The sequence below is a fragment of the Hymenobacter aerophilus DSM 13606 genome, from assembly GCF_000382225.1.
GTDB lineage: Bacteria > Bacteroidota > Bacteroidia > Cytophagales > Hymenobacteraceae > Hymenobacter > Hymenobacter aerophilus.
This window is the reverse complement of sequence record NZ_KB907834.1, coordinates 26,211-34,369: the sequence shown is the minus strand read 5'-3', so window position 1 is coordinate 34,369 and position 8,159 is coordinate 26,211. Positions and strand designations below refer to the sequence as shown.

The following is an 8,159-nucleotide window of genomic DNA, read 5'->3' as shown; positions in this document are numbered from 1 at the left end:
CGCGTGTACTCGCTGGCGCAGGCACAAACGGTACTGCAACAGGCCGTGCACCTCTACAACTACCAGCGTCCCCACCTGAGCTGTGACATGCTGGTGCCGGATCAGGCGCATCAGAAAGAGGGGAAGCTGAAACGGCGATGGCGCAACTACTACCGCCAGCAGGTCGTGGACGATAGCGTGGTCAACGAAAAAACGGACTAACTTCGGTTGGTCAATAGAAATCCGGACTAACAACAAAAACGGTCAACGCTTTTCAGGACGGGTCAGTACGAGAGGAGCGCATAAAAACGAGCGTAAAGAGGAAAGCCGGCGCTGGTGGTCGGCAACAGGAGAAAGGTAGCTGAAAGTTACCGCATCTGAACGAACGGACTGCCGCCCGCATTGTTCAACATCTGGCTAACTGCCGGCTATAGAAATGAGTTTCCGCGAAGACTACCTGCAAAACCTGCCCCACCTGACGGCTGCCACCGCCCCGGCCGCCGCCCTGGCCCTGTTCCGCTACCAGGCCCGCCACTGCGCGCCGTACGCCGCCTACCTGGCCGCTTTGGGCCGCGACCTGTCCGAGGTGGAAAGCCTGGAGCAGATTCCATTTCTGCCCATCGAGTTCTTCAAAACCCACGACGTGCGCACGGACGCCGCCGATTGGGCACCGGCCGAAACCTTCCTCAGTAGCGGCACCACCCTGCAGCAGCGCAGCCAGCACCACGTCCGCCAGCCCGAATTGTACCGCCAGCACGCCCAGCGCATTTTCGAGCAGTATTACGGCCCCCTCACGGGCTGGACGGTGCTGGCGCTGCTGCCCTCGTACCTGGAGCAGGGCGGCTCGTCGCTGGTAGCCATGGTCGAGCACTTCGCGCAGGCCTCGGGCCAGCCGCAGCCCGCCTTTTTCCTGCACGACCACGCCGCGCTGCTGGCTGCGCTGGCCGAAGCCAAGGCACAGCCGGGCCGCAAAGTGCTGCTGATTGGGGTGAGCTACGCGCTGCTCGACTTCGTGGACGCCCACGCCGGCCGCCCCGAACTGCAGGGCCTGACGGTGCTGGAAACCGGCGGTATGAAGGGCCGCCGCCGCGAGATGGTTCGGGAAGAGTTGCACGCCGAACTACAACGCGGGTTCGGCCCGGCCGGCATCCACTCCGAGTACGGCATGACCGAGTTGCTGGGCCAGGCATACAGCTTCGGCGACGGCCGTTTCTGGGCCCCGCCCCAGCTGCAAATCCTGCTCCGCGACCCGTCCGACCCATTCTCCGTCTCCGCCACCCGAACCAGCGGCGCCCTCAACGTCATCGACCTGGCCAACATCGACAGCTGCGCCTTTATTGAAACCAAGGACCTGGCCCGCCTGCACCCCGACGGCTCGTTCGAGGTGCTCGGCCGACTGGATAACTCGGATATCCGGGGCTGTAATCAGTTGGTGTGAGCACACACCTGTCATTGCGAGCGGAGCGAAGTAATCTGTCTGTACAAAATGACAAATCTTATCAAGCGCAAAGCCCCTGACGCCCGCACTGACGATAGGGACTTTATAGTTTTATTGGGCTTTGCTTTTTGTACAGACAGATTGCTTCGCTCCGCTCGCAATGACAGGAATTACTTACCCGCAAAGGCCTTGGCGTCGGCCTCGGTAATGGTGGCGTCGCTCATTATCACGAGACGCTCGACCACGTTGCGCAGCTCGCGGATGTTGCCGCGCCAGTCGAGGCCCTGCAGGTAGGCGAGGGCCTTATCGTCGATTCTCTTGGGCTTGTTACCGTAGTCCTGGGCAATGTCTTTGAGGAACTTGTCGATGAGCAGGGGCACATCGTCGCGGCGCTCGTTGAGGGAGGGTACGGGGATGAGAATGACGGAGAGGCGGTGGTAGAGGTCTTCGCGGAAGTTACGGTCGGCAATTTCCTGGAGCAAATCCTTGTTGGTGGCCGCCAGCACGCGCACGTTCACCGAAATTTCCTTCTCGCCGCCCACGCGGGTAATCTTGTTTTCCTGGAGCGCCCGCAGCACTTTGGCCTGGGCCGAGAGGCTCATATCGCCGATTTCGTCCAGAAACAGGGTGCCGCCGTCGGCCTGCTCGAACTTGCCGATGCGCTGCTTCACGGCCGAGGTAAACGAGCCCTTCTCGTGGCCGAACAGCTCCGACTCAATCAGCTCCGACGGGATGGCGGCGCAGTTCACCTCTACCATGGGGCCGCCGCTGCGCTGGCTCAGCTCGTGCAGCTGCCGGGCCACCATCTCCTTGCCCGCGCCGTTGGGGCCGGTTATCAGCACGCGCGCATCGGTGGGGGCCACCTTCTCGATGGCCTTGCGCACGGCCTGCAACCCGGCCGACTCGCCAATCATTTCCGAGCTTTTGGCCAGCTTCTTCTTGAGCGTTTTGTTCTCGCTGGAAAGCTTAGTGGTTTCGGTGGCGAGCTGCACATGGTCGAGGGCGTTGCGCACCGTCACGAGCAGGCGGTTGAGGTCTGGCGGCTTCTGGATGAAGTCGTAGGCGCCTTTCTTGGTGGCTTCCACCGCCATTTCTACGTTGCCGTGGGCCGAGACCATGATGAAGGTGGAGTGCGGGGCCAGCACGCGGGCGCGCTCCAGCACTTCGAGGCCGTCCATTTTGGGCATCTTCACGTCGCAGAGCACCACGTCGTACTTCTCCTGGATGAGCATGTCGAGGCCCGTGGGGCCGTCGGCGGCCTCATCCACTTTGTAGCTCTCGTATTCAAGGATTTCCTTGAGCGTGTGCCGGATGGCTTTCTCGTCGTCGATTATAAGTAGGCGGGGCATAGACAGGATTAGAGTGCGAAAACCAAAGTAACGAAATGTAGTCCGAAAGGGTATTTGCCGCCCGTTTCCCAACCCCAAACCAATCGTTGCAAGGCAACGGGAACGTCGGGGAGAATAAAACCAATCGTTTAGGTACCACCTGAAAGCCCGGGAGCACGAAACTAATCATTGGAAGCCTACCTGAAGGCCCGGGAGCACAAAACCAATCGTTGGAAGCCTCCCGGAACATTGGGGAGCACGAAACCAATCGTTGGAAGACAACTGGAACATCTGCTTGGGCCAAAAACAACTGATTTAACTTCGATCGGTCGGTCGGTTCTGGCCCGCGCCCCGTAACGCCAACGGCCGCCGCAGCTAATGCTACGGCGGCCGTGTGAGGTGGCGTGATGAGTCTGTAAGCCGGGTTTTGTCTGCCTGCCCGAGGGCGGGCGGCCCCACCATTTATCTAGGCCAGTCGTTGCCGAAAGGCTCCATCAACCTACCCGCCAGCGCCGGACGAGCCGCCCGGTGCCAGCCCCTGGAAGCGGGGCCGACGTGCTGGCTTATTTGGTCTTTCAACCCCTGAGGTTTACCCAGCCGACTGGTCGCCCAGCCGCTGGTGCGCTCTTACCGCACCTTTTCACCCTTACCTTTTTAGGGCTTAGGTTTTAGGGACTTAGGGCCTTAGTGACGAACACTAAAACCTAAGCCCTAAATCTCTAAGACCTAGCAGGCGGTTATTTTCTGTGGCACTGGCTGTCCGACGCGGCTTTACGCTACGCCGTCCTTCCCGTTAGGAAGCAGGGTGCTCTGCGTTGCCCGGACTTTCCTCGTCGCGGTTCTTGCGTCCCGCGCCGCGGTGGGGCGACCCATCACGGGGGCAAAGGTAGGCAGGTTTTGGATGGATACGAGTATTTAGCTGGCTAAGCCCCGGAGGGGCGACATATCGGTAGCAATCAGGTCAGTCGATGACCCGCAAAAGCCCCAGCGGGGCGACACCCATCGTTCAACGGAAGGTGTCGCCCCGCTGGGGCTTTTACAACGAATGCAGCATTCTATTCTACCGATATGTCGCCCCGCTGGGGCTTTTATAATGAATACGGCATCTGCTTTCCTACCGATCTGTCGCCCCGCTGGGGCTGTAAGGAGTATGTTCCGCTAAGCTTTCTACTACATGGGGTCGTCAGGCGATGTGAACAGGTAGGCGGGGTTATAGGCTACTCCAAAGTGGTCCAGCAGAAGTCGGTATTCCTCCTGGAACGTGCGTGTAGCGTGGTGTTCCTGCTGCCGCTCGATGTAGTTGATGACGGTTTGCAACTGCGAGGCGCTGTAGGAAAAAGCTCCGAAGCCTTCCTGCCAGGCAAACTTCCCGGCTACCCAGCGCTGCTCATTGATAAACTTGGCAGAATTAGCTTTTACCTCCCGCATGAGGTCGGATAACGCTTTATCTGGTCGCAAGCCGATGAGCAAATGAACATGGTCGGGCATACCGTTGATGGCAAGCAGCTTCTGGCCTTGCTGAGTGACGATGCCGGTTATATATCGGTAAAGTGTCGCCGCGTGTTTCAACGGGATAAGTGAGATTCGCCCTTTCACCGCAAACACAATATGCAGGTGAATTTGAGTGTAAGTATTGGCCATATAGCTGGGAAATAGTCGGAAAGAAATACGCGCCAAGCCCCAACGGGGCGTCATATCGACAGAAGAAGATACAGGATTCCTCCCTACAGCCCCAGCGGGGCGACATATCGGTAGAAGAAGATACAGCACACCCCCCGCAAAAGCCCCATCGGGGCGACATATCGGTAGAAGAAGATACAGCACACCCCCCGCAAAAGCCCCAGCGGGGCGACATATCGGTAAAAGAAGATACAGCACACACCCCGCAAAAGCCCCGGCGGGGTGACATATCGGTAGAAAAGAATGCCGCATCCATCGTAAAAGCCCCAGCGGGGCGACACCTTCCGTTGAACGATGGGTGTCGCCCCGCTGGGGCTTTTGCGGGTCATCGACTGACCTGATGCTACCGATATGTCGCCCCTCCGGGGCTGCTGTTGCTTACTTTCCCGCTACCCACACATTATCCTTCGGGAAGCTATCCGGCACGAGCGTGGCACCGAGCTTCATCTGCTGCGCGGCTTTGGTGGTGGGCACGGGCACGGTAACGGTTTTCGCGCCCGACTCCCAGACGCCGATGGTGCGGTGGATTTTGGCGGTCGAGTTGTCGGCGAAGGTGATGGTGAGGTCGACGGGGACGGGCTTGCTGCCTTTGGATTCTACGATGACGTCGTAGCCGGTGGCGGTTTTGGTGACCTGCTGAATGGCCAGGTCGGGGTAGCCGGCGTCGAAGAACCAGCGCTGCCAGAACCAGTTGAGGTTGCGGCCCGCCCCGGCGTTCATCGCATTGAAGAAATCGTGGGGCATGGGGTGCTTGCCCTGCCAGTTGCGGATGTAGTGGTGCAGGGCTTTCGTGAACAGCTCGTCGCCGAGCAAATCCTTCACGTAGAGGTAGCCCAGGCCGGGTTTGGGGTAGGAGTTGAGGTAGAACGCCGTGCCCGTTTGCTGGGTGCTCAGCGTCATAATAGGCACATCCACTTCGGTGTCGGCGCCGGCAGAATAAGGCCCGATGCCGTAGTTGTCGTCGAGTTTGGGGTCAATCATGCCCGAGATAATCCACTCGCCGATGGTGGCCCAGCCCTCGTCCATCCAGCCGTACTTGGTTTCGTTGGTTCCCAAATAGAAGGGGAACATGGTGTGGAAGATTTCGTGGACCGTGAGCGTAATGCCGTCCTCGCGGGTTTCGGTGGGGTTGTCGTTCACCATCATCGGGTACTCCATCTGGTCGAGGCCGTCGAACACGGTTTCGTGGGAGTAGGGGAAGGGCCACTTCGGGAAGGTGTAGCTCATGGCCTGCACCGTCTGGCGGGCGAAATCCACCACCTCGGCGTAGTCCTTGTGCTTGGGGTTGAATACGGCATCCACCCGCGTGCGGCGCTTGGTGGCCGGGTCGACTACCAGGCTGCTCGACTGCCACACGTAATGGTCGGTGGTGGCAAACACGAAGTCCGTTACGTTTTTGGCCTCGAAGTGCCAGGTGTTTTCGGGGTTTTTGGTGGCCGTAATGCCGCCCTTTTTCAGATCGTCTTCGGTGATGATGCTGGTGATACGGTCCTGGGTTTCGGCCTGGCGCAGGCGCTGGGCGTACTTTGGGGTGAGTACTTGGTCGGCGTTGGTCAGGTCGCCGGTGGCCCACACCACGAAGTTTTTGGGCACGGTAACATCAACCGAGAAGTTGGCGAAGTCGTTGTAGAACTCCTGGGAGCCGAGGTAGGGGTTGCGGTTCCAGCCGTCGATGTCGTCGTAGACGGCCACGCGGGGGAAGAAGTAGGCCACGAAATCGGCGTTGGGCTCGACCTGTCCGGTGCGCATGTGCGAGCCGGCGTTCAGCGTGTACGAGTAGGAGGCACTAACCTTGGCCGTCTGGCCGGGCAGGATAGGTTTGGTGAGCACCGGAGGTCCGAACACGAAGTTGGTGCCTTGGGGTTGTGACTTATCAAAGTAGCCCGCTTGGCCATTTACTTTGATTTTTTCTAGCTGCATACCCCCGCCCACGTCCTCCGGCTTCATACCGCCGGCCCGCGCCGCGCCCTTCTGGTAAAGATTAGGGTAGAGCTTAAACCACACCTGCCGTAGCGTGTCGGGACTCTGGTTGTGGTAATCGACCTCCATTTCGCCCTGTACTAGCCGCGTGGCCGGATCGAAACGTACTTTGATTTTATAGTCGGCCGAGTTCTGCCAGTACTTGGGGCCCGGCAGCCCGTTTTCGGCCCGGGTGCCCTTGTTGTAGGTGGCCTGAATGGTGCGCGACACCGGCAGCTTTTGGGCTGGTAGCGTGAGGGGCAGCAGTAGGAGAGAAGCGGCGAGGAGCGCGGGGAGTTTCATGCGGCAAAGCTGGTTGAAGCCGCAAGGTAGAGAGTTGGTGGGAGAGTGGGCAACAAAAAGCCTGTCATCCTGAGCGCAGCGAAGGACCTTATCACGTCAGAGCAAACCGTTGTTACGGCAGTTCTGACGTGATAAGGTCCTTCGCTACGCTCAGGATGACAGTGCGTCAACTAAAGTGCTCAGCTACCTGCAAGTCTACTTCAACCGCACCAGCGTGGCGCCGTAGCCGAACTTCTCCTTCATCGAATCCTCGAAGAATTTGATGTCGCGGTTGCGGCTCAGCAGCTTGTGCAACTCCTTGCGCAGCGTGCCGTTGCCTGAGCCGTGGATGTAGACGATTTCGTGCATGTTGGTGGCCAGCGCGCGGCTCAACGTATCCTCAAAGGCTTCGAGCTGCAGCTTGAGGATGGCCGAGTTGCTCAGGCCCTCGGTGCCGCCCTCAGGTTGCAGCGCCTCCAAATGCAGGTCGACTTCATGGGGCGGCGCTACCAGGGCTTTGGCCGGTTCGGGCGCGGGGGCCACGGCGGCGGGTTTGGCGGGCGCATTTCCGGTCAGTTGGGCCTTCAGCTTGTCGGCCAGCTGCTGCTTGTCGTTGGGCTGTGGCTTGTTGCCAGACTGCGGCTTTGCGGCCGCCGGTGCGTTGGTTGGCTGCCCGGTTTCGGCGGGGGGCAGGGCTACCGGAACGGCGGGCTTCTCGTCGAGCTGGAACAGGTAGGCCTCGCGCTGGAGCACCGGCACGTTGGGCTGGCGGCTGGTATAGAAGCTGGCCGCCTTGAACTGCTGCCGCTTGTTTACCAGCTCGAACGCGCTGGGGCTGTTGAACTGGAACGGCAGCAGCTGCACCAGCAGCGCCGGCCACTGGTCGAAATCCTTGAGGTGCCAGTGCCCCAGCGCCTCGCTGGCCGATTTGGCCTCCAGTGTCCCGGCCTTGAGGGCCCGGTACTGCCCGCCGGCCTTCTCCTCGCCCAGCGTAAAGAGCACGGTGCGGTCGGTGTGGTTAACCAGGTGCAGCGCCAGCAGCTCGGGCGACTGGTGCGTGAGGGCCAGGTAAACACCCTTCTGCACCGGCGCCGCCTGGGCTTTGTCGGCCTTGAGGGGGGCGGGGCTTTCGCCCTTGGCGGCCGTAGCTGCCGACGCATCGGTTGCAATGCCCGCTTTTTTGGCGGCCTTGGCGGCCATATCGGCCCCGCTGGCGGCGGCTTTCTTCTCCGATTCTACGGCGGCGGTACTCTTGCCGAAGGCCTTGGTTTCCTCGGCTGCTACCACCACAATCTCGCGGCGCAGCACCGGAATGGTGAAATCGTTATCAATGGCCACTTCCACCAGCTCGTCGCTGAGCAGGCGGGTAATGATGCCTTCTTCGCGCCCGGTCAGCAGGCGTACTCGGTCTCCAATATTCATAAATCACAGATTTTCGCTGATTCTTTCGCTGATTTTGCTGATTCGTTCATCCAACCAGCGTGCTACCGGCA

Annotated in this window: 6 protein-coding genes and 1 other RNA gene; 2 read left to right on the top strand and 5 right to left on the bottom strand. The window is 60.0% G+C overall.

Annotated elements, in window-relative coordinates:
- Both H145_RS0117390 and H145_RS0117385 read left to right on the top strand, forming a co-directional pair.
- Positions 1 to 201, top strand: a 201-nt coding sequence (locus tag H145_RS0117390) for an integrase core domain-containing protein (protein WP_026351600.1), incomplete at its 5' end; no start/stop codon positions are given.
- A 214-nt stretch (positions 202 to 415) separates the two neighbouring features.
- Complete coding sequence (locus tag H145_RS0117385; protein ID WP_019949438.1) at positions 416 to 1,417, top strand: acyl-CoA synthetase family protein; 1,002 nt, start codon at positions 416 to 418, stop codon at positions 1,415 to 1,417.
- Between the two features lie 170 nt (positions 1,418 to 1,587).
- On the opposite strand, the gene H145_RS0117380 is transcribed toward H145_RS0117385, so the two are convergent.
- The 5 genes from H145_RS0117380 to H145_RS0117365 form a co-directional block, all read right to left on the bottom strand.
- Positions 1,588 to 2,766 carry a sigma-54-dependent transcriptional regulator gene (locus H145_RS0117380; RefSeq protein WP_019949437.1) on the bottom strand — a complete coding sequence of 393 codons (1,179 nt, stop codon included), beginning with the start codon at positions 2,764 to 2,766 and terminating at the stop codon, positions 1,588 to 1,590.
- Positions 2,767 to 3,145: 379 nt separating this feature from the next.
- Positions 3,146 to 3,621: RNase P RNA component class A (gene rnpB / locus H145_RS23505), an RNA gene on the bottom strand.
- A gap of 294 nt (positions 3,622 to 3,915) precedes the next feature.
- Positions 3,916 to 4,386: an IS200/IS605 family transposase gene (gene tnpA / locus H145_RS0117375; RefSeq protein WP_019949436.1), complete on the bottom strand. Its 471-nt coding sequence runs from the start codon at positions 4,384 to 4,386 to the stop codon at positions 3,916 to 3,918.
- A gap of 417 nt (positions 4,387 to 4,803) precedes the next feature.
- Complete coding sequence (locus H145_RS0117370) at positions 4,804 to 6,687, bottom strand: M1 family metallopeptidase (RefSeq protein WP_019949435.1); 1,884 nt, start codon at positions 6,685 to 6,687, stop codon at positions 4,804 to 4,806.
- 195 nt (positions 6,688 to 6,882) lie between these two features.
- Entirely contained in the window at positions 6,883 to 8,088 is a 1,206-nt protein-coding gene (locus tag H145_RS0117365) for a Smr/MutS family protein (RefSeq protein ID WP_019949434.1), read from the bottom strand.
- Between the last annotated feature and the right edge of the window lie 71 nt (positions 8,089 to 8,159).

Excerpts from the sequence above, each read along its gene's own strand:
- H145_RS0117385 (WP_019949438.1), top strand. The coding sequence starts at position 416 with ATGAGTTTCCGCGAAGACTACCTGCAAAACCTGCCCCACCTGACGGCT.
- H145_RS0117380 (WP_019949437.1), bottom strand. The coding sequence starts at position 2,766 with ATGCCCCGCCTACTTATAATCGACGACGAGAAAGCCATCCGGCACACG.
- tnpA (WP_019949436.1), bottom strand. The coding sequence starts at position 4,386 with ATGGCCAATACTTACACTCAAATTCACCTGCATATTGTGTTTGCGGTG.
- H145_RS0117370 (WP_019949435.1), bottom strand. The coding sequence starts at position 6,687 with ATGAAACTCCCCGCGCTCCTCGCCGCTTCTCTCCTACTGCTGCCCCTC.
- H145_RS0117365 (WP_019949434.1), bottom strand. The coding sequence starts at position 8,088 with ATGAATATTGGAGACCGAGTACGCCTGCTGACCGGGCGCGAAGAAGGC.